At 72.1% G+C, this 25,065-nt stretch carries 22 protein-coding genes; 15 read left to right on the top strand and 7 right to left on the bottom strand.

Annotated features, from left to right (window positions below; translation table 11 throughout):
- Window positions 1–57 precede the first annotated feature (57 nt).
- Window positions 58–417, bottom strand: coding sequence for an ATP-binding protein (locus G3I42_RS26695; RefSeq protein ID WP_239096695.1), 360 nt, complete (start codon window positions 415–417; stop codon window positions 58–60).
- A gap of 242 nt (window positions 418–659) precedes the next feature.
- On the opposite strand from G3I42_RS26695, the gene G3I42_RS26690 reads away from it, so the two are divergent.
- Window positions 660–1,157 carry a GNAT family N-acetyltransferase gene (locus tag G3I42_RS26690; RefSeq protein ID WP_164290088.1) on the top strand — a complete coding sequence of 166 codons (498 nt, stop codon included), beginning with the start codon at window positions 660–662 and terminating at the stop codon, window positions 1,155–1,157.
- A gap of 33 nt (window positions 1,158–1,190) precedes the next feature.
- Here the strand turns inward: G3I42_RS26690 and G3I42_RS26685 are convergent, their stop codons facing one another.
- Both G3I42_RS26685 and G3I42_RS26680 read right to left on the bottom strand, forming a co-directional pair.
- Window positions 1,191–2,387 (bottom strand): alanine--tRNA ligase-related protein, encoded by a 1,197-nt coding sequence (locus G3I42_RS26685; RefSeq protein WP_164290086.1) that lies wholly within the window; start codon window positions 2,385–2,387, stop codon window positions 1,191–1,193.
- Window positions 2,388–2,704: 317 nt separating this feature from the next.
- Complete coding sequence (locus tag G3I42_RS26680) at window positions 2,705–3,205, bottom strand: CPCC family cysteine-rich protein (protein ID WP_164290084.1); 501 nt, start codon at window positions 3,203–3,205, stop codon at window positions 2,705–2,707.
- 194 nt (window positions 3,206–3,399) lie between these two features.
- On the opposite strand from G3I42_RS26680, the gene argC reads away from it, so the two are divergent.
- The 6 genes from argC to G3I42_RS26655 are packed head-to-tail and all read left to right on the top strand — an operon-like array spanning window position 3,400 to window position 8,470.
- Window positions 3,400–4,428 carry an N-acetyl-gamma-glutamyl-phosphate reductase gene (gene argC, locus G3I42_RS26675; RefSeq protein WP_164290082.1) on the top strand — a complete coding sequence of 343 codons (1,029 nt, stop codon included), beginning with the start codon at window positions 3,400–3,402 and terminating at the stop codon, window positions 4,426–4,428.
- A complete protein-coding gene (locus G3I42_RS38305; protein WP_275405301.1) occupies window positions 4,425–4,550 on the top strand; it encodes a hypothetical protein in 126 nt (41 codons plus the stop codon). Before argC ends, G3I42_RS38305 begins: the two co-directional genes overlap by 4 nt.
- A 6-nt stretch (window positions 4,551–4,556) precedes the next feature.
- Entirely contained in the window at window positions 4,557–5,708 is a 1,152-nt protein-coding gene (gene argJ / locus G3I42_RS26670) for a bifunctional glutamate N-acetyltransferase/amino-acid acetyltransferase ArgJ (protein WP_164290080.1), read from the top strand.
- 23 nt (window positions 5,709–5,731) lie between these two features.
- Entirely contained in the window at window positions 5,732–6,700 is a 969-nt protein-coding gene (gene argB / locus G3I42_RS26665) for an acetylglutamate kinase (protein ID WP_164290094.1), read from the top strand.
- Complete coding sequence (locus tag G3I42_RS26660) at window positions 6,697–7,908, top strand: acetylornithine transaminase (protein ID WP_164290078.1); 1,212 nt, start codon at window positions 6,697–6,699, stop codon at window positions 7,906–7,908. Before argB ends, G3I42_RS26660 begins: the two co-directional genes overlap by 4 nt.
- A 16-nt stretch (window positions 7,909–7,924) precedes the next feature.
- The gene (locus G3I42_RS26655; RefSeq protein ID WP_164290076.1) at window positions 7,925–8,470 is read left to right on the top strand and encodes an arginine repressor; all 546 of its coding nucleotides are present in this window, start codon (window positions 7,925–7,927) and stop codon (window positions 8,468–8,470) included.
- 713 nt (window positions 8,471–9,183) lie between these two features.
- On the opposite strand, the gene G3I42_RS26650 is transcribed toward G3I42_RS26655, so the two are convergent.
- Complete coding sequence (locus tag G3I42_RS26650; protein WP_164290074.1) at window positions 9,184–13,113, bottom strand: hypothetical protein; 3,930 nt, start codon at window positions 13,111–13,113, stop codon at window positions 9,184–9,186.
- Window positions 13,114–14,377: 1,264 nt separating this feature from the next.
- Here G3I42_RS26650 and G3I42_RS26645 point away from each other — a divergent pair.
- The 5 genes from G3I42_RS26645 to cas6e are packed head-to-tail and all read left to right on the top strand — an operon-like array spanning window position 14,378 to window position 19,438.
- Entirely contained in the window at window positions 14,378–15,910 is a 1,533-nt protein-coding gene (locus G3I42_RS26645; protein ID WP_343244674.1) for a type I-E CRISPR-associated protein Cse1/CasA, read from the top strand.
- Window positions 15,894–16,451, top strand: a complete 558-nt coding sequence (gene casB, locus G3I42_RS26640; RefSeq protein ID WP_164290070.1) for a type I-E CRISPR-associated protein Cse2/CasB — start codon at window positions 15,894–15,896, stop codon at window positions 16,449–16,451. Before G3I42_RS26645 ends, casB begins: the two co-directional genes overlap by 17 nt.
- Window positions 16,414–17,850 (top strand): type I-E CRISPR-associated protein Cas7/Cse4/CasC, encoded by a 1,437-nt coding sequence (locus G3I42_RS26635; RefSeq protein ID WP_239096694.1) that lies wholly within the window; start codon window positions 16,414–16,416, stop codon window positions 17,848–17,850. Before casB ends, G3I42_RS26635 begins: the two co-directional genes overlap by 38 nt.
- Window positions 17,847–18,722, top strand: a complete 876-nt coding sequence (gene cas5e, locus G3I42_RS26630; RefSeq protein ID WP_164290068.1) for a type I-E CRISPR-associated protein Cas5/CasD — start codon at window positions 17,847–17,849, stop codon at window positions 18,720–18,722. Before G3I42_RS26635 ends, cas5e begins: the two co-directional genes overlap by 4 nt.
- Window positions 18,719–19,438, top strand: coding sequence for a type I-E CRISPR-associated protein Cas6/Cse3/CasE (gene cas6e / locus G3I42_RS26625; protein ID WP_343244673.1), 720 nt, complete (start codon window positions 18,719–18,721; stop codon window positions 19,436–19,438). The genes cas5e and cas6e overlap by 4 nt, the downstream gene beginning before the upstream one ends.
- A 6-nt stretch (window positions 19,439–19,444) precedes the next feature.
- Here the strand turns inward: cas6e and G3I42_RS26620 are convergent, their stop codons facing one another.
- Window positions 19,445–20,563 carry a bile acid:sodium symporter family protein gene (locus G3I42_RS26620; protein WP_239096693.1) on the bottom strand — a complete coding sequence of 373 codons (1,119 nt, stop codon included), beginning with the start codon at window positions 20,561–20,563 and terminating at the stop codon, window positions 19,445–19,447.
- Window positions 20,564–20,693: 130 nt separating this feature from the next.
- Window positions 20,694–21,455 (bottom strand): L,D-transpeptidase family protein, encoded by a 762-nt coding sequence (locus tag G3I42_RS26615; RefSeq protein ID WP_164290064.1) that lies wholly within the window; start codon window positions 21,453–21,455, stop codon window positions 20,694–20,696.
- Window positions 21,456–21,967: 512 nt separating this feature from the next.
- Between G3I42_RS26615 and G3I42_RS26610 the strand changes: the two genes are divergently transcribed.
- Window positions 21,968–22,336, top strand: a complete 369-nt coding sequence (locus G3I42_RS26610; RefSeq protein WP_164290062.1) for a DUF805 domain-containing protein — start codon at window positions 21,968–21,970, stop codon at window positions 22,334–22,336.
- Between the two features lie 91 nt (window positions 22,337–22,427).
- On the opposite strand, the gene G3I42_RS26605 is transcribed toward G3I42_RS26610, so the two are convergent.
- Window positions 22,428–23,018: a pyridoxamine 5'-phosphate oxidase family protein gene (locus G3I42_RS26605; protein WP_164290060.1), complete on the bottom strand. Its 591-nt coding sequence runs from the start codon at window positions 23,016–23,018 to the stop codon at window positions 22,428–22,430.
- 103 nt (window positions 23,019–23,121) lie between these two features.
- On the opposite strand from G3I42_RS26605, the gene G3I42_RS26600 reads away from it, so the two are divergent.
- Window positions 23,122–23,490: a DUF488 family protein gene (locus G3I42_RS26600; RefSeq protein ID WP_164290058.1), complete on the top strand. Its 369-nt coding sequence runs from the start codon at window positions 23,122–23,124 to the stop codon at window positions 23,488–23,490.
- Between the two features lie 93 nt (window positions 23,491–23,583).
- On the top strand, window positions 23,584–25,020 hold the full coding sequence (gene argH, locus G3I42_RS26595) for an argininosuccinate lyase (RefSeq protein ID WP_164290056.1): 1,437 nt from the start codon (window positions 23,584–23,586) through the stop codon (window positions 25,018–25,020).
- Window positions 25,021–25,065 lie beyond the last annotated feature (45 nt).

Genomic DNA, 25,065 nt, shown 5'->3' with positions numbered 1-25,065 from the left:
GGAGGCGAGGTGCGGTCAGGCCGGGCGCGCCAGGCGGGCGGCTCCAGGCGTGCGCGGTCAGGCCGTGACGGTACGGGCGATGCGGGCCGCGACCCCGGCGGGCGTGAGGGACGCCGTGTCGATCACGGTCGCCCGGTCGCGCAGCCACTCCACCGCCCGCGCGTACTCGTCCAGATGCGCGAGCCGCCACGGCCCCGCCGACGCGCTCTCCGGCGCCTCGTCGCCCCCGATCCGCGCGCGCAGCGTCGCCTCGTCGGCGTGCAGCACGAAGTGCCGTACGGGAATCCCCGCTGCCCCGAACCCGGTCTCGATCTCGTCCCAGTACTCCTCGCTGAGCACCGTCTGCGGGACCACGAGCGTCCCGCCCGCGTAGCCGAGCACCTGCCGCGCGGTTTCCACGACGAGCCCCCGCCACATGGGCCAGTGCTGGAAGTTCCCGGGCCACTCGTCCCGCAGAATCCCCCGCAGGAGCCCCCCCGACCTCCTCGGTGTCGAAGACGCGCGCGCCCGGCAGCAGAGCCGCCAACTCCCGCGCGGTCGTGGTCTTCCCGGCCCCGTACGTCCCGCCCAGCCAGACGATCATGCGCGGACCCTACCGTCCCCGGGCCGGGGTGCCGCGAACGCTCCCCGCAGCCGCCGCTCGCCGCTACCCTGCCCCCATGATCGACATCCAGCTCGCCCGGCCCGTCGACGGAGCCGCGCTCGGCGAGGTGCACGCGGCGGGGTGGGAAGCCGCGTACGCGCCCTTCTTCGCGCCGGAGTTCGCCGCCGCCGGGGTACGCGACCGCCGCACCCGCTGGCACGCCAGGATCGCGAACGGAGAGGGCGCGATCCTCCTCGCCCGCGTCGAGGGCCGCCCCCTCGCCCTCTCCTGGTCCGGCCCCTCGCCCGAACGCCCCGGCTGGGCCGAGGTGTTCGGCTTCTACGGGCATCCGGACGGCTGGGGGAGCGGCGTGGCGGGGGCGCTCATGACCCGTACCCTCGACCGGCTCCGCGCCGCCGGGCACTCCCGCGTCCACCTCTGGACGCTGCGCGAGACGCCGCGCTCGCGCCGCTTCTACGAGAAGAGCGGCTACGCCCCGACCGGGGCCGAGCGACCGTACGACTTCGGCGACGGACGACCGCTGGCCCAGGTCGAGTACGCGCGCGAGTGCTGACGGGGGCGGTACGCGCGTGACCGGCGAGCGCGCTCAGGCCCCTTCGCCGCGCAGGCTCTCGACGAGGTCGCGCGGCAGGCCGTGCGTGTCGTGGAGGTAGTGCAGGTCCTCGTCGGAGAGCGGGCCCCGGAAGCGCGGGGCGGCCAGCACACGACGGCCCCGGTCCAGCAGGGAGCGGAAGCGGCGCTCCTCCTCGGCGAGTGTCCCGAGCACCCGGCGTACCGTCTCCGGGTCCTCGCCGCCCTGCCCGAAGTGGCCGAGCGTCCCCGTCACCAGCTCGCGGGGCAACTCCCCGAAGCCGTATGAGGAATCGGCCCGCCACAGCGTCGTCAGGGCCCGCCGCACGAGGCGCCGCAGCACGTACCCGCGCCCCGTGGCGGCGGGCCGCACGCCGTCGCCGAGGACGACGACGGCCGAGCGCAGGTGGTCGCTCACGAGCCGCAGCGAGATCTCGTCGAGCCCCCACAGCGGCGGAAGCAGCCGCCGCCACGGCTCGAAGACGTCACCGTGGAAGACCGAGCGTTCCCCCTGGAGCAGCGAGGCGAGCCGTTCGAGCCCGAGCCCCGTATCGACGTTGCGCTGGGGGAGCGGGACGAGGGAGCCGTCGGCGAGGCGGCGGTGGCGCATCATGACGTGGTTCCACACCTCGACCCAGCGCTCGTCACCCGTCGGCGTGGACTCGGGCGGCGCGTCCCCGGTCCACAGGAAGATCTCCGAGTCCGGACCGCAGGGACCGGTCGGCCCGTTCGACCACCAGTTGTCCGCCACGGTCCGCTCGACGGGCACGCCGAGCCGCTCCCACACCTCCAGCGAGGCGAGGTCCGGCCCCACCTGCTCGTCGCCGCCGAAGACGGTGGTGTGCAGGAGGTGCGGAGCGATCCCGAGCCCTTCCGTGAGGAGCCCGTACCCCCACTCCAGGCTGCGCGGCCCCTCGTAGTCGCCGAGCGACCACGTGCCGAGCATCTCGAAGACGGTGAGGTGGGTCGGGTCCCCGACCTCCTCCAGGTCCGTCGTGCGCAGGCAGCGCTGCACGTTCACGAGCCGCCGCCCGAGCGGGTGCGGACGGCCTTCGAGGTACGGGGTGAGCGGATGCATCCCCGAGGTGGTGAAGAGCACGGAGTCGTCGCCGGGCGGCGGCAGCAGCGTGGAACCGGTGATCCGGGCGTGCCCGCGATCCTCGTAGAACTCGGTGAAGCGGCGGCTGATCTCGTCGGTGGTGAGCTTCGTCACGGCGGTGTCCTTCGCGGTACGGGCGCCGGAACCACGGACCGCGGGAGCCGCACGTCGCGCGCGAACGCGAAGAACCACCGGGGACCGTGTTCCGGTCGCCGGTGGGAGTGAACGGGAGTACGTCAGGCGGCGGCGACCGGGGAGCGGGGCGCTCGCGCGGTCGCGGTGGTGCGGGGGCCGGTGACGTGCATGAGGTCGAGGGTAACGCGGAGGGCGGCGGGCGGCACGTGGTTTACGGGGCGGCCGTTCCCGCGCGCCGTACGTGCTCGTCCGCCGCCCCGGTTCGGGGGCCTCGACGCGCCGGCGCTCGTCCCGCGTCAGTTCTGGTCCGGCCGTCGTACGGGTTCCTCACGCCGCCAGAACGTGGGCCGCCACCAGTACAGGACGGACAGGTCCTCGGGCCACGTGGCGCTGCCCTCCGACTCGAAGGAGTCGCGGTCCGGGTCGATGGGCCGCCAGTCGGGGTCGAGCGGTTCGTCCGGCCGTGGCGGGCGCACGTGGCGCGCCATGTGCGGCTCCACGACGCCGTTCCTGCGGTAGTTCTCCTGCGCTTCGACCAGGGAGAAGTGGTTGGCGCCGAAGCCGCTCCACGGATCCCGGAGCTGGGAGATGTCGTCCTCCCAGGCGCACACCTCGCAGATCTCGTACTCGCCCTGCGCGCCGAAGGTCTGGTGGCCGCAGCACGGGCAGGGGAACCAGCCGCCGGGTGGAGGGGGGAGGTACTCGCCCTCGGGCAGCGGCTCCCCACCTGCCGACGCTTCCTCCAGGGCGGCGAGTTCCGCGTACTCGGCCGCGATCTGCGGGTCCATTTCGCTCATGCGAGCGAGCGTAGGGAGGCGGGCGGGCGCGAGCCATCCCTTTTCAGCGGCCTCCGCGTCCGCCATGTCGCACCCTCCGGAGTCCCCGCCGATTCCGGGAGCGATCGAGGCCCGCGCGTCCGCTGCCCGACCACTCGCGCATTGCATACTTTCGCATGTGAATGTATAGTCATGCTCTCAGGTAGGAGGTCCTCATGACGGTACGCGCGGCAGTCGCCGGAGCCAGTGGATACGCGGGCGGAGAGGTGCTGCGGCTGCTTCTCGCCCACCCCGGGGTGGAGATCGGCGCGGTCACGGCGAACTCCAATGCCGGGCAGCGCCTCGGCGCGCTCCAGCCGCACCTCGCGCCGCTCGCCGACCGTGTGCTCGAAGCGACGAGCGCCGAGAGCCTCGCCGGGCACGACGTCGTTTTCCTCGGCCTCCCGCACGGTCAGTCCGCCGCCGTCGCCGAGCAGCTCGGCGACGACGTCCTCGTCATCGACATGGGCGCCGACTTCCGGCTCCAGGACGCCGGCGACTGGGAGACCTTCTACGGCACCCCCCACGCCGGCACCTGGCCCTACGGCCTCCCCGAGCTGCCCGGCGCCCGCGCCGCGCTCGCGGGCACGCGCCGCATCGCCGTCCCCGGCTGCTACCCGACCGCCGTCTCGCTCGCCCTCGTCCCCGCCTACGCGGCCGGGATCGTCGAGGACGACGCCGTGATCGTCGCCGCCTCGGGCACCTCCGGCGCGGGCAAGGCGGCCAAGCCGCACCTGCTCGGCAGCGAGGTCATGGGCGCGATGTCCCCGTACGGCGTCGGCGGCGGCCACCGGCACACCCCCGAGATGATCCAGAACCTCAGCGCCGCCGCGGGCCACCGCGTCACCGTCTCCTTCACCCCCACCCTCGCCCCCATGCCGCGCGGCATCCTCGCCACGTGCAGCGCCAAGGCGAAGCCGGGCGTCGACGCGGCCCGGCTGCGCGACACGTACGAGAAGGCGTACGCCGACGAGCCGTACGTGCACCTGCTGCCCGAGGGCCAGTGGCCGAACACCGGCGCCGTACTCGGCTCCAACCACGTCCAGCTCCAGGTCGCCCACGACCCCGCCGCCGGGCGCGTCCTCGTGCTCGCCGCGATCGACAACCTCGCCAAGGGCACCGCGGGCGGCGCGATCCAGAGCATGAACCTCGCCCTCGGCCTCCCCGAGACCACGGGCCTGCCCGCCGCCGGGATCGCGCCATGAGCCGTACCCGACCCGCGCACCGGAACCCGCACGACCCCGGTGCCCCCCTGATCACCCTTCTGACGAACCGGCTGCGCGCCGCCCTCCGCACCGCGGCGCGGCACAAGCCCAAGGAGACCTGAGACACCGTGAGCGTCACCGCACCCCAGGGATTCACGGCGGCGGGCATCGCCGCCGGGATCAAGTCGTCGGGACAGCCCGACCTCGCCCTCGTCGTCAACCAGGGGCCGCGCCTCGCCGCCGCCGGGGTCTTCACGTCCAACCGCGTCAAGGCCGCCCCCGTCCTGTGGTCCGAGCAGGTCCTCAAGGGCGGCCAGGTCTCCGCCGTCGTCCTTAACTCCGGCGGCGCCAACGCCTGTACGGGCCCGCAGGGCTTCCAGGACACCCACGCGACCGCCGAGCGCGCCGCCGGAGTCCTCGGCCACAACGCCGGCGAGATCGCCATCGCCTCGACGGGCCTCATCGGCGAACTGCTGCCCATGGACAAGCTGCTCCCCGGCGTGGACACCGCCGTCGCCGCGCTCAGCGAGCACGGCGGCGAGAAGGCCGCCCTCGCCATCAAGACCACCGACACCGTCCACAAGACGTCCGTCGCCCAGCGGGACGGCTGGAGCGTCGGCGGCATGGCCAAGGGCGCGGGCATGCTCGCCCCGGGGCTCGCCACGATGCTCGTCGTCCTCACCACCGACGCCGACCTCGACAGCCCGGCGCTCGACCGCGCCCTGCGCGCCGCGACCCGCGTCACCTTCGACCGCGTCGACTCCGACGGCTGCATGTCCACCAACGACACCGTGCTCCTCCTCGCCTCCGGCGCGAGCGGCACGACGCCCGCCGAGGACGAGTTCACCGCGGCGGTACGGGAGGTCTGCGCCGACCTCGCCCGCCAGCTCATCGGCGACGCCGAGGGCGCGAGCAAGGACATCCGCATCGAGGTCGTGAACGCGGCGAACGAGGACGAGGCCGTCACGGTGGGCCGCGTCATCGCCCGCAACAACCTCCTCAAGTGCGCCGTGCACGGCGAGGACCCCAACTGGGGCCGCGTGCTCTCCGCGATCGGCACCACCGACGCCGCCTTCGAGCCCGACCGCCTCAACGTCGCCATCAACGGCGTCTGGGTCTGCAAGAACGGCTCCGTCGGCGAGGACCGCACCCTCGTCGACATGCGCTACCGCGAGGTCGTCATCACCGCCGACCTCGCCGCGGGCGACGCCTCGGCCGAGATCTGGACCAACGACCTCACCGCCGACTACGTCCACGAGAACAGCGCGTACTCCTCATGAGCAGCGACGAGACCAAACCCGTCATGAGCGACGAGACCAAGCCCGCCTCCGGAGCGACCCGCAAGCACACCGCCCTCCCCAAGGCGCAGATCCTCATCGAGGCGCTGCCCTGGATCACCCGCCACCAGGGCAAGACCGTCGTCATCAAGTTCGGCGGCAACGCCATGGTCGACGAGGAGCTGAAGGCCGCCTTCGCGCAGGACGTCGTCTTCCTGCGGCACGCCGGGCTGCGCCCCGTCGTCGTGCACGGCGGCGGCCCGCAGATCAACGCCCAGCTCGACAAGGAGGGCCTGGTCAGCGAGTTCCGCGCGGGCCTGCGCGTCACGACGCCCGAGGCGATGGACGTCGTCCGGATGGTGCTCGCCGGACAGGTCCAGCGCGAACTGGTCGGCCTGCTCAACCAGCACGGCCCGCTCGCCATCGGCCTCACCGGCGAGGACGCGCACACCATCACCGCGACCAAGCACTTCCCCCGCATCGAGGGCGAGCTGGTCGACATCGGGCGCGTCGGCGAGATCACCGCGATCGACACGGGCGCCATCGAGACGCTGCTCGACGACGGCCGTATCCCCGTCGTCTCCTCGATCGCCCGCAGCGCCGACGACGACCACGTCTACAACGTCAACGCCGACACCGCCGCCGCCGCGCTCGCCGCCGCCCTCGGCGCCGAGACGCTCATGGTCCTCACCGACGTCGAGGGCCTGTACGAGGACTGGCCGCACAGCGACGAGGTCATCAGCCGCCTCACCGCGAACCAGCTGGAGAAGCTGCTGCCCGAGCTGGCGAGCGGCATGGTCCCGAAGATGGAGGGCTGCCTGCACGCCGTCCGCAACGGCGTCCGCACCGCCCGCGTCATCGACGGCCGCGTCCAGCACTCCATCCTCCTGGAGATCTTCACCGACGAGGGCATCGGCACCATGGTCGTGGACGACGACCCGCGGGCCGCCGCCCCGGCCGCCGCCGAGCCCGCCACGGAAAGGCAGAACCCGTGACCGCCACCGAGCAGCCGCATCCCCTCACCGGGCGCTGGCAGCACACCCTGATGAACAACTACGGCACGCCCCGCCTGGAACTCGCACGCGGCGAGGGCAGCACCGTGTACGACACCGAGGGCCGCGCCTACCTCGACTTCGTCGGCGGCATCGCCGTCAACGCGCTCGGGCACGCGCACCCGGCGATCGTCGAGGCGGTGTCCACCCAGATCGCCCGGCTCGGCCACATCTCCAACCTCTTCATGGCCGAACCGACCGTCGCCCTCGCCGAACGCCTCGTCGGATACGCGGGCCGCCCCGCCCGCGTCCTGTTCTGCAACTCCGGCGCCGAGGCCAACGAGGCCGCCTTCAAGATCGGCCGCCTCACCGGGCGCCGCCACATGGTCTCCACCACGGGCGGCTTCCACGGCCGCACCATGGGCGCCCTCTCGCTCACCGGCCAACCCGGCAAGCAGGACGGCTTCGCCCCGCTCCCCGGCGACGTCACCTTCGTCCCGTACGGGGACACCGAGGCCCTGCGCGCGGCCGTCACCGAGGAGACCGCCTTCGTCATCATCGAGCCCGTCCAGGGCGAGAACGGCGCCGTCGTCCCGCCCGTCGGCTACCTGCGCGCCGCCCGCGAGATCACCCGCGCCACCGGCACTCTCCTCGTCCTCGACGAGGTGCAGACCGGCATCGGGCGGACGGGCCACTGGTACGCGTACCAGGCCGAGGAGGGCATCGACCCCGACGTCGTCACCCTCGCCAAGGCCCTCGGCGGCGGCCTCCCGCTCGGCGCGGTCCTCGCCTTCGGCGAGACGGGCGACCTCCTCACGCCGGGCCGCCACGGCTCGACCTTCGCGGGCAACCCCGTCGCCTGCGCCGCCGGGCTCGCCGTACTCGACACCATCGAGAACGAGCACCTCCTCGACCGCGCCAAGCGCACCGGGGAGCGGCTGCGCGAGGGAATCGAGCAACTCGGGCACCCCCTCGTCGGCCACGTCCGCGGTGCCGGGCTGCTGCTGGGTATCGTGCTCACCGAGCCGCGCGCCCCCCAGGTGCAGCAGGCCGCCCAGGACGCCGGACTCCTTGTCAACGCCCCGGCCCCCGACGTCGTACGGCTCATGCCGCCGCTGAACCTCGGCGAGGCCGAGGCGGACGCCTTCCTGGCCGCGCTCCCTGGGGTGCTGGACGCGGCGGCGGGAGAAGGGACGCACGCGGGCCGATGAGAGTGGGACGACGACGATGAGTCAGGCGAGTCAGGCGCAGGACAACGAGCAGGCCGGGCCCGCGGTGCCGCAGACGCGCACCGCGCGGCACCGCAGGATCGTGGACATCCTCAACCGGCAACCGGTGCGCTCCCAGAGCATGCTGGCGAAACTGCTCGCCGACGACGGACTCACCGTCACCCAGGCCACGCTCTCCCGGGACCTGGACGAACTCAACGCGGTGAAGATCCGCAACAACGACGGCGACCTCATCTACGCGGTACCGAGCGAGGGCGGCTTCCGCACCCCGCGCGCCCCGCTCGGCGAGTCCGCCAAGGAGGAGCGGATGCGCAGGCTCTCCTCGGAACTGCTCATCTCCGCCGAGGCCAGCGCCAACCTCGTCGTCCTGCGCACCCCGCCGGGCGCCGCCCAGTTCCTCGCCTCGGCGATCGACCAGGCCGAACTCCACGACATCCTCGGCACGATCGCGGGCGACGACACGCTGCTCCTGATCAGCCGCGACCCGGCGGGCGGCCAGCAACTGGCGGACCACCTGCTGCGGCTGGCGGCACGGGTGGGCTGAGCGGGCGCCCGGCTTCCGGTTGCCGGCGTCCGGCTTCCGGCTACATGATCATGAAACCCGCCCCGGTGGGCACACGACCGTCACAACGGACGCGTGACAAGGGGCGGGTTTCATGGCATACGGCGGACAGCAGGCGCGGGTACGCACACGCGCGACCCTCCTGACACTGGGCCTGGCCGCCGCCCTCCTCGGAGCGGTGGCCCTCCTCTTCCTCCGCCTCGCCCACTGGGCGGGCAACCACCCTCTGCCCGCCGCGCTCCTGACCGTCCTCTCCCTCCCCCTCCTCTACGCCCTGGTACGGGGCATGCCACGCGCCCGCGAACTGCGCCGCGCGGCCCGGGCGGGCATGGCGGAGGCCGACGCGGAATCGCTCGCGGCCGAGCCCACGGTGGTGCTGCCCCCGGCCGGCCCGCAGGACGGCCGCACCCTCCCCCTGCCCGAACCGTCACTCGACCTCACCCCGGACGCCTTCGAGGAGGCGGTGGCGGACCTGTGCCGCCGCGACGGCTGCGAGGACGTCGAGGTGGTGGGCGGCGCCGGCGACCTCGGCGCCGACGTCCTGGCCACGGCCCCCGACGGCCGCCGCGTCGTCATCCAGTGCAAGCGCTACGCCCCCACCCACAAAACCGGCTCCCAGGACCTCCAACGCTTCGGCGGCACCTGCTGGACGGTCCACGGAGCCCAGCTCGCGGTGCTGGTCACGACGAGCACCTTCACGGCCCCCGCCGAGGACTACGCCGAGGCATGCGGCATCCGCCTGGTCGACGGGGTGGAACTGGAGGCATGGGCAACGGGGGAGGGGGCGGCGCCGTGGGGGCCGGCGCGGGTGGGCTGAGCCGAGGCGGCCGCGGGGACGCGAGGACCGCGAAGTGGAGTTCCGCGAGCGCGGGCGCGGTGCCGGGCAACACATCGGGGAGCAGCCCGAGAGCCGTGTCCGCGGGGCCTTCCTCCAGGAGCAGCCGCAGCAGCGAGACCGCGCCTCCCGCATTGGCCACCTTCCCCAGCCGGTACACGAGGGAGACCAGCCGCCCCGTCTCCTCCGGCTTCTGCTCGCCATGGCCTCGCTGCGGTGTCACCTTCAGCGGCAGCGGCGTCGGCACCCCGCCGAGACAACGAGCGGCGGCCGCAAGGGCCTCGGCGCTGCGCTCCGGCCTCGTACGGCGTCCCGGCCGCTCCTCCCTCACCGCCGCGATGACCGCCGCGACGGACTTCCCTTCCGCCACCGCGAGCAGGGCGCGCGCGACCGGACCGACGCCGAGATCGGTGGCGGGCGCGCCTCGCCCCGCGCCCGGCACGAGGTCCCGGTCCAGGCGCCCGAGCAGTGCCCGTACCGTCGCGCTTCCCGGGTCGCGCGCGAGTCCCGGCCGCATCGCACCCTTGGCACGCAGCGCCTCCCGCAGCTTCGGACCGGGGGAGTGGGGATCGGGCAACAGGAGAAGAAGCTCCGCGAGATCCGGCAGCGGGTGCAGTTGCCCGAGTACGGCCGCGACGTGGCCCTCCACGAACTCCGCCGCGGCTTCGGGCCGCGTGAGCGCGAGCCCTTCGGCGCGCAGGAGCGGGCCGCGCTGCCGGATGAGACTCAGTTCGGCAGGCAGCTCCTGAGCCTGCTTCCGGGCAACGTCCTCGGCTTTCCCCGCCTCCTCGTCGAGCCCCGCACAGGCGAGGGCCCGCACCACGTCGAGCATGATCGAGGCGCCCGGCGCTCCTCCCGCTTCCTTGGCGCACCCCGCTGCCTGCCGCGCCAGCGCGGCGGCCGGCTCGCGGTCCCCGGCCCGCGCGTGCGCGACGGAAGCGGCGGAGAGCAGCGGCACGCGTGACAGGGCCGAGGGCGGGAGTACCGCCAGGCGAGCGGCCAATGCGCCTTGCCCTTCCCGTACGAGTGCCGAGGCCAGCCCAGGCAGCCGCTGGTACACGGCGGTCAGCCTCTCGGCGTGGAGCGCGTCCGGGGGCAGTGCTTTCTCCAGGAGGGCGCGCGCGTGCTCGACGAGCCCGGCGGAGAGGGCTTCGTGGACATCGTCGAACGTCCCCGTTCCAGCCTCCGCTTCGACGGGTGCGCGCTCACCGAGCGGGCGGGGACGGGACGTTGGCGACGGAGTGCGCTTCCGCTCGACCCCCGGGACGTACTCACGCCGGGACTTCCTGTCGCCCTTCTCGGCGTCAAGCCGCCGCTTCATGATCGCTGTTTCCGTTTCGGCCCGTACCCTGCCCGGAGCGCTGAGGGCGGCGCGGCCGAGGATGCTGTCGTGGAGCGCGAAGCGTCGGAAGATCTCCCCCGCGTCCGCGAGGGGGCGGTCGGGGTGGACCGCTTCGAGCGCTTGGTAGTGACGCGTGATGGTCTCCCGTACCTCCAAGCTCAGGTACCCCCGGTCGGCCTTGTTCAGGGTGCCCGGCCCGCGCAGCGCGCTCAACAGCAACTCATGCGCCCTGTCCAGGAATTCGCTCGCCCTCCGCGCCTTCATTCCGGCGCCTCCACTGAGCACCCGCGCCCCGAGGCTCAGCAGATCGACCGTGGGAAGGGTGTCGGCGCGCCCTTCCGCGCGCAGGTCGAGCTGTTCCTCGCACAGCGCGATGATGTACCCGCGGAATTCCGGCGCGCGTCGTTTCCGTGTCCCGAAGTCGCCTCCGGTCGCCTCCGCTTGTGCCAGCGCGGCCCACAGGCCCACTGCCCTGCACCGCTCCTCGTGGCCCCCGCAGGCCAGGCGGGCGGCCTGCTGATGGACCGCGTCGACTCCCAGGTCCCCGAACGCGTCGGCGGCGGCGCGCTCCCGCGCCCCGGCGCCCACCGCGTCGCTGGAGAGGATCTGGGCGAGCAGCCTGCGGGCGGATGGCGAGGGGGCCTCCAGGGCGGATGCAGCCAGGAACTCCAGTGCCCGTGCGGTCAGGGCCTCGACCCGCTCGTCACTGCTCGCGTCGAGGGAGCCGTCGCGCAGCGCCTGGGCGGTTCGGGCACCCGCCTCGGCGGCCAGGTCCTCGCCACCCGGCTGCCCGGAGCGGGCGAGTTCCGTGGCCACGACGAGGCACAGCGCCGCTCCGTCCACGAGATCCACGGTCGCCCGCGCCCACTGCGCGGCGCGTTCGGTCTCCCCGACGGCCACGAGCGCGCGCAGCGCCTCCGGTGAGGCGCCGTCACCGAGGCGGCAGCGCAGGAGCGCGTACGAGGCGGTGGCCAGCCCCAGGGTTTCCACGCTCGCCTCGACCTCGTGCGGCGGAAGGGCGTCGAGTTGGGTGAGCGCGGTGGTGGCGCCTCGGCGTTCCAGGAGTGCCGCCTGGCGCCAGGGGTCGAGCGTGAGCCGGACGATTTCGGCAGGCTTCTCGGTGAGCCGGGCGGCGGGCTCCAGGAGGAAGCCGGGCGTCTCCGGGGGCCACACCCGCTTCCGCCAGCGGTCCACCGAGGAGGTGACGGCCCTGCGTGCGAAGACGGCCCCTGCTTCGCCCGCCGCCTCCCGTAGGCGAGCCGGCAGCTGTGGGTGCGCCAGTACGTACCCGTCGTGGCGGTGCCCGTCGAGCATGAGGAAGTGCCCCTCGGGACCGCTGACCACGCGCTCGACCTCCTCGCCGGGCAGGCCGGTCAACTCGGCCAGGTCGGGAGCGGAGAGGGGCATCTCGACGGTGGCGAGGACATCGGCGACCAGCTGGGCGCTCGAACCGGGGCGCAACCGCGCCATCGCGTCCAGGGCGGGAGCGGGCTCGGCTTCGTAGCCGGGGCGGGGTGGCATGGTCCACCAGCTCGCGGGGTCGCGCAGCGGATGCGTGGCCGGTACGTCGGCGGGGAGCGCGGTACGGCGCCCGGCGACCACCACGTACAGGCCGGCCGGGGGACGCCGGGGGAGCAGCCCGACGACGCTGGGGCGGCCGGCGCCGGAGCGGGCCCAGGCGGAGTTCAGGTCGATGCCGTCGATGACGAGGAGGAGGGCCCGCCCCTGCTTCTTGCTCTGCTCGACCGCCTTGAGCAGAGCGGGACGGAAGGTGGCGGTGTCGGCCGGGCGCAGACGCGTGTCGTCAAGGGGGAGCTGACGCCCCACGATGTCGACGAAGCTGCCCGTGTCTGGGAAACCTCCCGCGTACGAGGGGAAGAAGCCCGCCACGTCCATCCCTCGCGGGGTGGCGCGCACGATCGCGGTGAGCAGGCTTGTCTTCCCGCTGCCCAGACCACCCAGCACGTACACATAGCCGGAGTTCCGCCCCCTGAACAGAGCGAGCAGCCGGTTCCGCAGCGCCCGGTGCTCGGGGGCGTCGGTCAGTTCCTCCGGTACGTCGGCGGCCGAGGGCGCGTGGTCCAGGAGGCGGGGCCGGCCGGTGCCCTTGCCGCCCTTTGTCCTGGCCGCTTCCTCGCGCGCCTCGGTCAGGGCGGTGCGCAACGCTTCCTCGGAGACGCCTCCGGGGCCGGCCAGCTCCAGCAGGACGGAGAGGGCCTGCCGGGTGAGAGGAGTGTCCTGAGGGACGGACTTGGCGGCGAACCATCTGCCGAGCGCCGTCGCGAGCGACTTCACTTTGCCGCGCGTATCGGAGACGGAGCCGGAACCACTGTCCTCCGCGCGAGCGTGCACCTCGGCCGCCAGTCCACGAGCGCTTCTCCCCGAGGCGTCGCCCAGCGCCTTCAGCATGCTCGCCAACTGCTCGCGCTTCTCCCGATCCTGCGGCAACACGGTCTCCTCCCGGCCTCGAGAGGCGCGCGTCCAGATTTCTCGAATTTTTTTGAGGGCCCTCTGACCTGCGAAGAAATGGTTTCGAACCGTTTCCGGCAGTTCATGTGGCACGTCTCCGAGCCGCTTGGCTCGTCCACATCCGGCGACGGTCGCCGGGAAGATCCCAAGGAGGCTCCCCATGTCGGCTCTGCCCGTAATCATGGAAGTCGCTACGAACTCCGCCGTCTCCACCGCCGTGGTGGTGAGCGCCTACGCACGCTTCATCCACCCCTGCACGGTTGCCGCTGTCGCTCTCATCGCGGCCACTACGCGGAACGAGGACTGCCGCCGCGCGGCACTGCGGGCGCTGACGATTCTGATGGGGCGGAGGGGGCGGTTGTAGTTCCGAGTGGTCCGTGATGCCGCGGCCGCTGTCGAGTTTGACGAACTCCATAGCGGCCGTTGTGTCAACGGGGTACGCGCCTCCCGTGGTCACGCCAGGTACACGGGGAAAACGGGTGAGGTGTGTGTGCCTTCAAATGAGCGAACTTCTCGCCACCCCCGTGGTGCCACGCTCTCAAGCGCGGCCTCCTGGGGTGGAGTGCCTGTGGGGCGTCACCGCGTCTCGCGGCCGCCTCCCGAAAGGAGCGGCCATGCCTCAACGTCTGCGCGGAAAGCTCCGCAGGCTACTCCGGCGGCTCTGGAACAGGAGAAGGGAGGTAATCGTGCGCGTTGCGGTTTTGACAGCCGAGTCCGTGGTTGTCGAAGCCCTGCACGCGCTCGCGGGTGTAGTTGTCCCCGGCACTCAATAGTTGCCGGGGACAACCCCGAGGGGCCGCGTCGGTCTCATCCTCTAGCCAGGGTGAGGCCGACAAGTCCGAGCCCTCCAGGCCGCAGTGCGGCAAGTCTCAAAGTACCCAGCCATGCCGAATCGATTACGCTGTCATTGGCGTGATCTATCCGGTGTCGTCAAACTGGAGCTTCATGCCCGCCTGCGCGGGGATGGCCCGTCCTTGGCGGCGGTCGTATCACGCAGGTTTCCCCCCGCCACTGCGGGGACAGCTCCCTCCCTCGGCCGAGGGAGGGAGCTCACTTGCTGCCGGTGGTGCAGCTGCGCAGTTTGCCCACTCACCTGCACGCTGACTTATAGTATTCCTCCTGTCGCGCCAAGTGATGTTCGGGGCGTCGTAGTTGCTTCCCCAGGGAACGGGTTCCGTCTTTGTCCGATGAGTTGACCCTGCCCGCTCGCCCCACCCGGTGGGACCCGCGCGAGCAGTCGTGCGTGCGGGTCGTGACCGAAGACGGCGAGCAGGAACACCTTCCCCTGAGTGCCGTGTTCGAGCGCGCTGAGCAGCTGAGCGCCTTCGATGGGACCACGCCCGGTGAGACCGTCGCGGTGATCGAGTACCTGCTGGCGATCTGCTTCGCCGCAGGAGTGTTCCCCCGGAACGACGCCGAGTGGCGGAAATGGGTGCGCGGAAAGCGAGATCTCGCCCCGGTCGCCGCGTGGTTGCGCAAGCGGCCCGACACGGAGTGGAACCTCTTCGACCCGCAGCAGCCGCTCGGGCAGGCCGATTTCCTGCGCGAGGACCTGGACCGGTGCGGAGTGGGGCCGGCTCAACTCGTCATTGAACAAGCTGGCGATTATGCCCAGTTGATGGATCACCGCCATCTGGAGAACGAGGAACCGCTCCCCGCCGCCGAGGCGTTCCGCGCCATGCTGACGCAACACCAGTTCGGGCTGCCAGGGCGTGCTCGCATCTCCGACAACGACCACGGTGCCGCGCTCACCAACCTCATCGGCGGCCGTCTCCAAAGCCGCGTAAGGGTCGTCGCGCTCGGCGAATCGGTCGCCGAGACCTTGCGGCTCAATCTCTACCCCGTACGCGGCTCCGGCGGCAGGCTCAACACCACGTGGGGCCCGAAAACCGAGCGACGGGAGTTCACACGGAGACCCAGCGGGCGCACCCCCGAGGGGCCCGCCGACCTGCACAGTTACCTCGGCCGCAGCGTACTGCTGCGCCCCGCGTGGGGGCCGGACGGCGAGATCGTCGTGGACCGCGTGATCATCGGGTCCGGGGAACTGCTCACCCTCGACCCCGACCTCCACTTCGAGGACGCCGTCCCCTACGTCAAGGCGAACGGGGTACTCACCTGGCTCGCCGCCTCGCCCACCCGGGCCGTTTGGCGCGACGCGCACGCCCTGTACGGCGCCGTGTGCACCGCCCAGTCCGGCTTCTGGTACCGCTTGGGTCAACTCCCTTACGAACGACTCGGATTCGAGGTCCCGTACCAGCTATGGGCGGTCGGCATGGTGGCGAAGAAGTCGCTCCCGGTCGCCTGGTCGGAAGGCTGCTATCCCTACGCGCCCGGTATGGAACAGCAGTTGTACCTGGCCTCCCGGCGCGGCTCGGACATCGCCGAATATCTCGCCCGCGTGCTCGGACTGGCCGCCTGGGTCGCTTTCGACACCGTCTACCCCAGGCCGAACCCGAACGACAAGGACAGGCTGCTCGCCCGCTTCGACGCCCGCACGGACTTCTGGCAATCCGCCGAGGAACGCTTCAACGACCTGCTCCAGGAAACGGCCGCTCATGGCTCGAATCCTGATGGCCTTCTCCTCGGTTATGCCGCTGAAATGCGCAAGACCGCACATGTGTTGCTCGACGGGAAATTTGATTCCCTTCCCGCGCGGGATCTCGTGACGGAGGCGAAGATCAAGGCATTGGATCTGTTCTTGCGAAGAATGACACATGACGACGCCCCGGTAGAGCTTCGAGGGGAAGGGGTGCGTGGAGATGCCGGAGCGTACTGAGGCGCTCGGAGAACAAGGAGCTGCCGAGTACGGGACCGCCGAACTCCCCCACGACAGCGCTGCCCTCATTGCCTGGCTCACGCAACTCGTACGGAGCCACGAGAACGGAACCCTGGCCGAACTGCGCCGCGCCGGAGAGCCCACGAACGCGCAGATCCGGGCCGGGTGGTTCGGTGGCGAGAAGCACCGCGAACTCTTCGAGCGGGCCTCGTTTCTCTTCGCCGTCTACCACCAGGGCCGGTCCGTTCCCTCCTACGGATTCGACAGCCTCGGGGGAGCCGCGCGAAGGATCGGCACGGGCAAGGAGTGGGGCCCGGCCAACCCCGGCGCCGTACGGCTCGTGTCACGGGTGGTGGCAAGCCGACGGGTGCCGTGGCGGCACTTGCAGCATGTTGTGACGCGCCTGCGGTCACTCGACAAAGCCCCGCCACGCTGGGACCAGCTCATCGAGGATCTGGTGAAGTGGGAGGACCGCAGTGCCCGGGTCGCCTACAACTGGTCCGTTGATTTCTACGCGCCCGATCAACGACGCGGAAAGTGACACGTACGTGGAATCTTCTTCTTCGCACCAGCCCCTGCGGCAATTCCTTTCGCTGCACCTGCTGGAAACCCTCGTCGCCGTTCTGCCCGTCCGGGACGAGAATGGAATGCCGAAATCCCTGGTGTACGGCGGCGTCGAGAGGCACATGATCACAAGTCAGGCCAGGCGGCGGGCTGAACGCATTCACGCCCGCAACCGCGCCAACAGCGGTCAGGGCTCCCTCGCCGGGCAGGCGACCGGGGTGCGGACGCGGGAGTGGGCCCTGCTCGCCGGGCGGCAATTGGAACGGTCGCACGGCTGGGACGGCGAGGAAGCCGTACAGCTCACGCGATCCGTACTCGAAGCCGTCGGGCTCAAATTCGGCGCTCCTGACAAGCCGACCGTGGCCAACCGGACGAAGGTGCTTGTCTTCGCCCACTCCGATACGGACGAACGGATCGCCGCGCACATCGAGGAAAACGCGGAGGCGCTGCGCGAGTGGGGCAAGGCCTACGCCGACGCGCAGGCCGCCGCTGCGAAGAAGAAGAGCGTGCGCGGCAAGAAGGCCGCCGAAGAGGCTGAGGCTCCGGTCTCCGACAAGCTTCCCGCGCTGCCCACCGCCACCAAGAACGCCGTTCTCGCCGCCCTCGCGCCCCGCGATGCCGTCGACATCGCGCTTTACGGCCGCTTCCTCGCCGAGATCGCCGATTCCCCGAACGTAGATGGTGCGGTGCAGAGCGCTCACGCTTTCACCGTTCACGAATCCGAGCAGACCGACGATTTCTATGCTGCCGCGGACGACGCGAAACTCGACCGGAAGCGCAACGCCGTCAGTTTCCTCGACGCGGCCGACGACGCCGGGGCCGGGATGACCGGTTATCAGTCCCTCATTTCCGGCACCTTCTACCGGCACGCGGTCCTCGACCGCGTGCAATTGCGCCGCAATCTGCGAGGTGCTGGAATGCCCGCCGAGCAAGTCGAACCGACCGCGTGCGCGGCCGAACTCGAATTCGTCAACGCCTTCGTCGAGGCGTTTCCCGAGGCCAAGAAGAACTCGACCGCGTCCACGGGCTCCCTGCCCTCCCTCGTCCTTGCCTTCGAGGGCGAACGGCCGTACAACTATGCCGCCGCCTTCCAGACCGCGATCGACGAGGGACCCGGCGGGGACGGCCCGGCGGGCCCCGCAGCCGTCAAGCGCCTGCTGGAGCATCACTCCTTTGTGAGCGCGCGCCGCCCTGACCTCCGTGCCGCTCGTGTCCTCACCTTCGACCCCCTCATCGACCAACTGGTGAGGAGCACGGCCGTCGAGGGCCTGACGGAGGCGCTGACCCTTCCGGAACTGACCCCCGGGACCGTGGTCGAAGCGGTCTCCGCGAGCCTCCCGGGGCCCGCGAAACCGGCCGAGAGCGCCGTCCGGTGACGCACGTCCTCTTCGTACGGCTCGCGGCACCGCTCCAGTCCTGGGGCTCCGGCAGCCGCTTCGGCGTGCGCGACACCCACGCCCGGCCGACCAAGTCCGGGGTACTCGGACTGTGCGCCGCCGCGCTCGGCATCGCGCACGAAGAGCCGCTGGGCGAACTCGCCGCAGTGCGCTTCGGGGTGCGCGCCGATCACCCGGGGGTGCCGAAACGTGACTACCACACCGCCGGCGGCGGGAGATTCCCGCTGCGCCCCCGCGACCTGCTCACCGACCATCGCCGGGCGAAGGCCGCCGAGGCCCTGCCTCCCCTGGAGCCGGTGCCCGAGGGACAGTTCGGGCACCACGAGGTCGACCACTGGTACGGAGCGCCCAAGAAGATCGCCGCGGACCCGGTCTCCGGCACCCTCGTCTCCGAGGAGCCGCGCCGCAACACGCTGCTCACCGAGCGCTGGTACCTCGCCGACGCCACGTTCCTCGCCGGGCTGGAGAGCCCGGACAGCGACCTGCTCGACCGGGTCGCCCACGCCCTCGAGCACCCGCGGCGGCTCCTGTGGCTGGGACGCAAATCGTGCCCGCCCTCGGGGCAACTGGCCCTCGGCATCGTGGACGGCACCCTCGAACGCCTCTTCGCGAGCACCCCACTCCTCCCCGGACCCCCCGCCCGGCCCGCCGCCCCCGGCGAGGGGCGCGGCCCCGTCCCGTACCGCCTCGCCTGGGTCGAGTCGCGCCTGCCCGTCGCAGGGGCGACGCAGTTGCGTGACCAACCGCGTCACTACCGCGCCGACGGCCCCGACCACGGCCTCCGCTGGGAAGTCCGGCACCGTATTCACCTCGACCGCCTGCACGGCGAATGGGAGGACCTCATCCCGTGACGACGATCTCCGCGCCCGCCGCCCGCTTCGTGGCGACGCACAGTCTGCTCACCTTCGACGCCCGTCATCCCTTCACCGCCAAGTCCCTCGCCGACGCCCAGGACATGCACCGGACGGTGATGAGCGGGTTTCCCGGGTGGGTCGATGACGGCAGCCCGGACGCGCGCTCCCAGATGAATGTGCTTTCGACCTGGAGCCTCAACCTCAAGGAGGCACGGCTCCATCTCGTCGTGCAGTCCGGCGTTCCCGCCGACTGGGATCGTATTCCGCGTGCCGCGCTCGCCGAGCGGCCCGAGGTTCGCACGGTCGACGCGCGCTACCGGGCGGGCGACGAACTCGTCTTCCGTACGGTCGTCAACGCGGTGCGCAGCCGGAAGTCCCCTTCCGACGCGCCGACCGCGCGCGGCAAACGGGTCTCGCACACGACCCCCGAGCACGCGCGCGACTGGTTCGCGCGCAGGCTCCAGCCGGCCGAGGAACCGGCCGTCGCGCCCGACGGGGTCGTACGGATCGGGGCGGACGCGGACCCCGGGCGGCTCGCGGTGCGGCTGTTGCCCAAGGCCACGAGCAATACCGCGCACCGAGGGCTCAAGCTGGGCAGGACCGAGGTCAAGGGCCGGTTGACCGTCACCGACCCGGTCGCCTTCGTCGCCGCGCTGACCCGGGGGATCGGGCACGGGCGGGCGTACAGCTGCGGGTTGCTGCTGGTGCGGTGAGGGGGCTCAGGGAGTGGGCTCCGGCGCGGTCGTTGCCGTGGGCACGCGCTCCGCGCGGCGCGAGCGGTGGGCCATGACGGCGGCGACGAGCGCGCCCGAGATGTTGTGCCAGACCGAGAAGACGGCGGCGGGCAGGGCGGCGAGCGGGCTGAAGTGGGCCGTCGCGAGGGAGGCGGCGAGCCCGGAGTTCTGCATGCCGACCTCGAAGGCCATGGCGCGGCTCGCGGGCGGGCCGAGGCGGGTGAGCTTGCCCGCTCCGTAACCGAGCGCGAGACCCAGGCCGTTGTGCAGGACGACGGCGAGCAGCACGGTCGCCGCGGCGGACTTGATGCTGTCGGCGCTCGCCGCGACGACGGCCGCGACGATCGCCGCGATCGCGACCGAGGAGAGCCACGGCATGACGCCGAGGACACGCGTCACGATCCGCCCGGCGACGAACCGCACGAGCAGCCCGCCGAGCACGGGGAGCAGCACCGTCTTCAGGATGTCGCCCACCATGGCCCCCGCGTCCACGGGCAGGTACGTGCCGGCGAGGAGGAGCGTCAGCGGCGGCGTGATGAGCGGCGCGAGCACGGTCGACACGGTCGCGACCGAGACGGAGAGCGCGACGTCACCGCGCGCGAGGAAGGTCACGACGTTCGACGCCGTCCCGCTCGGCGCGCAGCCGACGAGGATCACCCCGGCCGCCAACTGCGGCGACAGGCCGAGGAGATGGGCCACCAGCCAGCCGAGCCCCGGCATGATCACGTAGTGCGCCACGAGCCCGATGAGCACCGCCCAGGGCCGCCGCGCGACGCCCTTGAAGTCGAGCGGCGTCATCGTCAGGCCCATGCAGAACATGACCACACCGAGCAGGTACGGCACGTTCGCCGACCACCCGTCGAAGGTTCCCGGCGCGAACAGCCCCGCCGCGCCCGCGAGCAGGACGAGCGCGGGGAAGACGGTGACGGCGAGCTTGGCGGCGCGGTCGGCGGCGGGGGAGGGCGCCGGGGGGCGTGCGGGGGTCCCGGACTGTGCGGGGGCCGGGGGCTTCGAGAGCTGTGCGGGCTCAACGGGCTGCGGAGGCTCTGTGGGCTCCCTGGGCTCGGAGGGCTCTGTGGGGGACGGCTGAGCGGGGGACGGCATTTGCCAATGCAACCGCTCCGTCTCATATGCGCGCAAGCGCGTCTCATGATGCGGGCACGACAAGCCGATCGCCCCCCCGCGCCCCCTGCTTCCCCCGCGCCCTTCCGCGTCCTCGCCCTCTCGGTGTTCCTCAGTACCGCGTCACCGCCGTCGTCCCGCCCCCCGTCCCCACCACGAGCCGCGCCCCCGGCCGTACCCAGCGCAGCAGCGTGCGCATCGTCGCGGCCGGGACCGAGACGCAACCCGCCGTCGCGCCCTTGCCGTTGACGTGGAGGAAGATGCCGGCGCCGCGGCCGCGCACGGGGTGGCGGTAGTTGAAGTCGGTGACGAAGGCGTGCGCGTACTGGACCGGGTAGTCGGCCAGGCGCTCGGACTCCTCGGCGCGGCAGTCGGCCGCGCGGGGCTCGCTCCAACGGTTGTACGCGCGCGAGGCGTTGTCCTCGCACCACCACGAGCGCGGCGTCACGGGACGGTACGGCAGGTGGGTGCCCTTCGGGGCGGGGTCGTTGCCGAAGGCGAAGGGGAGGCCGAAGAGGCCGGTCGGGGTCGTGTTCGTGCCCTGTTCGCGGTGGCTGCCCTCGACGAGCCCGCCCGCGCCGAACCGGGCCGCGGCCCGGCCCCGCGCCCGCCACTCGCCGTCCGCGCGCCGCTCCCACCACGTCAGCGTGCCGCGCGTGGCGCGGGTGTCGGGAGCGGTGGCGACGAGGAGTTGGCGCGCGCCGCCGGTATCGGCGAGGAGCGCGGGCAGCGGGGGCGCTTCGACGCCAGGCGCGACGGTAGGGGGTGCGACGGTACGGGGCGTGGCGGCGGCGGAACCCGCCGACGGGCCGAGGAGCGAGACGGTCAGCAGGGCGAGCGCGAGGACGGTGCGACGGCGGGGCGTGGGTCTCATGCCGCGAACGTAGGTGGGGTGCGCGGCTACGGCAGCGTGGCGGGGACCGTAAGGGTGGTGGGGCCGTGAGGGCGGCGGGGGCCGTGAGGGGGCGGGCTTCCGTTCCCCGTACCCCCTCCGCACCGCCCCTGCCCCGCACCGCCCTCGCGCCCCCCGTCAACAGGACGCCCGGAGCCCCGGATGAATCTCCGTAAGTTTGTTTGACGCGTTCGTGCGGGCCCCTTACTCTCCCCTTACGTGATCAGCACAAGTGCGGCACGCGTCACGCGTCCGTACCTGTGTCGGGGGTTCCGTTTTTCTCGTCGCGGGCGTGTGCCGTCGCGCGTGTCCACCGTGTGGCCGTGCCGAACCACTCCGCCGCGTCGAACGCTTCTCCGTCATCGCCCGCCGTCCGGCCCGTCCCCGGCCCGGTGGCACCCGGCGACCGCTGACGCGTCCGCTCACCATTCACCGCGCGTGTGTCAGCCACGCGCTCGCACAGGGGTCGACACGGCCCGGGGGGTTCACCGCACATGCACTACTACACCGACGTCTTCAAGAAGTACGCCCAGTTCAGCGGGCGCGCGCGCAGGGCCGAGTACTGGATGTTCTTCCTGTTCAACGCCATCGTGATGCTGATCCTGCTCGTCCTCGGGCTCGCCGTCTCGAAGGTTCTCTTCGTCCTGTACGGCCTGTACGCGCTCGCCGTCATCGTCCCGTCGCTGGCCCTCACCTGCCGCCGACTGCACGACACCGGGCGTTCCGGCGGCTGGTTCTTCATCAGCTTCGTGCCGTTCATCGGCGGCATCTGGCTGTTCGTCCTGACCCTCCTGGAGGGCGACCGGCAGGCCAACATGTACGGCCCCGACCCGAAGGCGCCCGCGGGAATCCCCCAGTACTGAGCCACGCGTGAGGCGCCCATGCGCCCACCCGCCCCCGCGCCCACGCGCCCACGGGTCCGGCCCCTCCGCGGGGACCGGGCCCGTTCCCGTGTCAACGCGCGGGCGTCGGCGGCAGCGGGAGCGGCAGGCCGGGCAGTCCGTCGATGCTCTTCGCGACGTGGTCCTTCTTCCCGAAGTACGCGTCGAGCGAGGCGTCGTCCTCGCGGGCGAAGCGCCGCGCGTGCAGGTCCCGGTCCTCCTCGTAGGCCATGAAGGGCACCGCGTAGCCGCACGTGTCCCTGATCAGCCCGGCGCGTACGACGATCACGGCGCGCAGGCCGTGCGAGCTCGGGTCCACGGCGTCGAAGCGCTCCACGAGGCCGGGGAAGCGCGGGTCGTCGCGGAAGACCGCCTCGCCGTGCCCGTGGACCCGCACGATGTTCGGCGGCCCCTGGAAAGCGCACCACATCAGCGTGATGCGCCCGTTCTCGCGCAGGTGGGCGATCGTCTCCGCGTTGCTGCCCGCGAAGTCGAGGTACGCGACGGTGTGCGCGTCGAGGACGGCGAACGAGCCGCGCACACCCTTGGGGGAGAGGTTGACCGTGCCCTGCTCGGAGAGGGGGGCCGTCGCCGTGAAGAACACGGGCTGTTCCTCGATGAACCTGCGCAGACGGCCGTCGATGCGTTCGTAGGTTTTTCCCATGGTCCGATTCTTCACCCCGCGCACGCGCCGGGGCAGGGGTTTTCACCGCGCGGGACGGCGGGAGGTGCCCCAGCATGGTGTGCGGGAGTGAAGGGAGCGCGGCATGGTGCGCAAGACGGCGACCGAGGTGCGGGTACGACGCGCCTACGACCCTCCGGAGGCGGCGGACGGACACCGCGTCCTCGTGGACCGGCTCTGGCCGCGCGGGCTCTCCAAGGACCGCGCGCACTTCGACGAGTGGCTGAAATCCGTCGCCCCGAGCACCGAACTGCGCAAGTGGTACGGGCACGACCCCGCCAAGTACGAGGAGTTCGCCGACCGCTACCGCGCCGAACTCGCCGACCCGGACCGCGAGGAAGCCGTCGCCCGGCTGCGTACCCTCGCGGCGAAGGGTCCGCTCACGCTGCTCACCTCGACGAAGGACCTCGACCACGCGCACACCCGCGTCCTCGCCGCCGAACTCGGGGCCTAGGCGCACCGCCACGCGGGCTGATTGACGAATCATGCATGAGTCTGCATACTCATGCAGACGAAGTCCGATCATGCCCGCGCGAGGAGCACAGCAGTGAGCAGCAACAACGGTGACGTCCGTCTCTGGGGCGGCCGCTTCGCCGACGGCCCCGCCGAGGCCCTGGCGAAACTCTCCGCCTCCGTGCACTTCGACTGGCGTCTCGCCCCGTACGACATCGCGGGCTCGCGCGCCCACGCCCGGGTGCTGCGTGCCGCCGGTCTGCTCAGCGAGGACGAGCTGACCCGTATGCACGAGGGGCTGGACCAGCTCGCCGCCGACGTCGCCGACGGCAGCTTCACCGGGACGGTCGCCGACGAGGACGTGCACACCGCGCTGGAGCGCGGCCTGCTGGAGCGCGTCGGCCCCGACCTCGGCGGCAAGCTGCGTGCGGGGCGCTCGCGCAACGACCAGATCGCCACGCTCTTCCGCATGTACCTGCGCGATCACGCGCGGATCATCGGTGGGCTGATCGCCGAGTTGCAGGACGCCCTGGTCGCCCTCGCCGAGGCGCACCCGGACGTCGCCATGCCCGGCCGTACCCACCTCCAGCACGCGCAGCCCGTCCTCTTCGCGCACCACGTCCTCGCCCACGTCCAGCCCCTGTCGCGGGACGCGGAGCGGCTGCGGCAGTGGGACGAGCGCACCGCCGTCTCGCCGTACGGCTCCGGCGCGCTCGCGGGCTCCTCGCTGGGCCTCGACCCGGAGGCCGTCGCGGCCGACCTGGGCTTCGAGCGCGGCTCGGTCGCCAACTCGATCGACGGCACCGCGTCCCGCGACTTCGTCGCCGAGTTCGCCTTCGTGACCGCGATGATCGGCGTCAACCTGTCGCGCGTCGCCGAGGAGATCATCCTGTGGAACACGAAGGAGTTCTCCTTCGTGACCCTCCACGACGCCTTCTCGACCGGCTCGTCGATCATGCCGCAGAAGAAGAACCCGGACATCGCGGAGCTGGCGCGCGGCAAGTCGGGGCGCCTCATCGGCAACCTGACGGGGCTTCTCGCCACGCTCAAGGCGCTCCCGCTCGCGTACAACCGCGACCTCCAGGAGGACAAGGAGCCGGTCTTCGACTCCTGCGACCAGCTGGAGGTCCTTCTCCCCGCCTTCACCGGCATGATCGCGACGCTCACCGTGCACCGCGAGCGCCTGGAGGAGCTGGCCCCGGCCGGTTTCTCGCTCGCGACGGACATCGCCGAGTGGCTCGTCAAGCGCGGCGTGCCCTTCCGCGTCGCGCACGAGGTCGCGGGCGCGTGCGTCAAGGAGTGCGAGGCGCACGGCATCGAGCTGGACCAGCTCACCGACGAGCAGTTCGCGCAGATCTCCCCGCACCTGACCCCCGAGGTCCGCGAGGTCCTGAACGTCCCCGGCGCCCTCGCGGCCCGCGACGGACGCGGCGGCACGGCCCCGTCGGCCGTCGCGACCCAGCTCGCCGAGGTCAAGGAGGACCTGGCCGTGCAGCACGCCTGGGCGGAGGCCAAGCAGCCGCTGGTCTGAGGCCGGGCCAGGCGCCGGGCCGAGGCCGGGCAGCCGCCGGTCCCG

The sequence above is a fragment of the Streptomyces sp. SID11385 genome, from assembly GCF_010548245.1.
Classification (GTDB): Bacteria; Actinomycetota; Actinomycetes; order Streptomycetales; family Streptomycetaceae; genus Streptomyces.
Note: the sequence above shows the minus strand (reverse complement) of the source record. Positions and strands in the feature narration are given on the sequence as shown.

What these genes read in the sequence shown, in the direction of transcription:
- G3I42_RS38305 (WP_275405301.1), top strand. Translation starts at nt 4,425, where the DNA reads ATGAGCCGTACCCGACCCGCGCACCGGAACCCGCACGACCCCGGTGCC.
- argB (WP_164290094.1), top strand. Translation starts at nt 5,732, where the DNA reads ATGAGCGACGAGACCAAGCCCGCCTCCGGAGCGACCCGCAAGCACACC.
- G3I42_RS26690 (WP_164290088.1), top strand. Translation starts at nt 660, where the DNA reads ATGATCGACATCCAGCTCGCCCGGCCCGTCGACGGAGCCGCGCTCGGC.
- G3I42_RS26620 (WP_239096693.1), bottom strand. Translation starts at nt 20,563, where the DNA reads ATGCCGTCCCCCGCTCAGCCGTCCCCCACAGAGCCCTCCGAGCCCAGG.
- G3I42_RS26600 (WP_164290058.1), top strand. Translation starts at nt 23,122, where the DNA reads ATGGTGCGCAAGACGGCGACCGAGGTGCGGGTACGACGCGCCTACGAC.
- G3I42_RS26695 (WP_239096695.1), bottom strand. Translation starts at nt 417, where the DNA reads ATGTGGCGGGGGCTCGTCGTGGAAACCGCGCGGCAGGTGCTCGGCTAC.
- G3I42_RS26610 (WP_164290062.1), top strand. Translation starts at nt 21,968, where the DNA reads ATGCACTACTACACCGACGTCTTCAAGAAGTACGCCCAGTTCAGCGGG.
- casB (WP_164290070.1), top strand. Translation starts at nt 15,894, where the DNA reads ATGCCGGAGCGTACTGAGGCGCTCGGAGAACAAGGAGCTGCCGAGTAC.
- argC (WP_164290082.1), top strand. Translation starts at nt 3,400, where the DNA reads ATGACGGTACGCGCGGCAGTCGCCGGAGCCAGTGGATACGCGGGCGGA.
- G3I42_RS26680 (WP_164290084.1), bottom strand. Translation starts at nt 3,205, where the DNA reads ATGAGCGAAATGGACCCGCAGATCGCGGCCGAGTACGCGGAACTCGCC.
- G3I42_RS26655 (WP_164290076.1), top strand. Translation starts at nt 7,925, where the DNA reads ATGAGTCAGGCGAGTCAGGCGCAGGACAACGAGCAGGCCGGGCCCGCG.
- G3I42_RS26605 (WP_164290060.1), bottom strand. Translation starts at nt 23,018, where the DNA reads ATGGGAAAAACCTACGAACGCATCGACGGCCGTCTGCGCAGGTTCATC.
- G3I42_RS26615 (WP_164290064.1), bottom strand. Translation starts at nt 21,455, where the DNA reads ATGAGACCCACGCCCCGCCGTCGCACCGTCCTCGCGCTCGCCCTGCTG.